This is a genomic window from Streptococcus sp. HPH0090 (assembly GCF_000411475.1).
GTDB lineage: Bacteria > Bacillota > Bacilli > Lactobacillales > Streptococcaceae > Streptococcus.
Genome location: NZ_KE150466.1, coordinates 52072 through 52763, shown reverse-complemented (window position 1 = coordinate 52763; position 692 = coordinate 52072). Strand labels below are relative to the sequence as shown.

General features: G+C 35.8%; 1 pseudogene. It reads right to left on the bottom strand.

The window, feature by feature from the left end:
• A pseudogene (locus HMPREF1481_RS10885) lies at window positions 1-692 on the bottom strand (hypothetical protein); the annotation flags it as partial.

Genomic DNA, 692 nt, shown 5'->3' with positions numbered 1-692 from the left:
AGCTATCAAAAATTTGTTTGACTGCTTTGCTAGTCTTCAGTAAATCCTCAACGTTTTCTTGTTCAACTGATAAATTGACTAAAGCCATAGCATACCGTAAGGCAATACTTTCCGAGCGCTTGAAGCTATCAAAAATTTGTTTAACTTCATTGACAGTGCTCAATCGATCCTCAACATTATCTTGTTCAGCTGATAAATTGACTAAGACCATAGCATACCGTAAGGCAATACTTTCTGAGTGCTTGAAGCTATCAAAAATTTGTTTGACTGCTTTGCTAGTCTTCAGTAAATCCTCAACATTATCTTGTTCAACTGACAAATTGGCTAAGACCATAGCATACCGTAAGGCAATACTTTCCGAGTGTTTGAAGCTATCAAAAATCTGTTTGACTGCTTTGCTAGTCTTCAGCAAATCCTCAACATTATCTTGTTCAACTGATAAATTGGCTAAGGCCATAGCATACTGTAAGGCAATGTCTTCCGAGTGCTTGAAGCTATCAAAAATTTGTTTGACTTCATTGACAGTGTTCAATCGATCCTCAACATTATCTTGTTTAGCTGATAAATTGACTAAAGTCCTAGCATACTGTAAGGCAATACTTTCCGAGTGCTTGAAGCTATCAAAAATTTGTTTAACTTCATTGACAGTGTTCAATCGATCCTCAACATTATCTTGTTTAACTGATAAATTG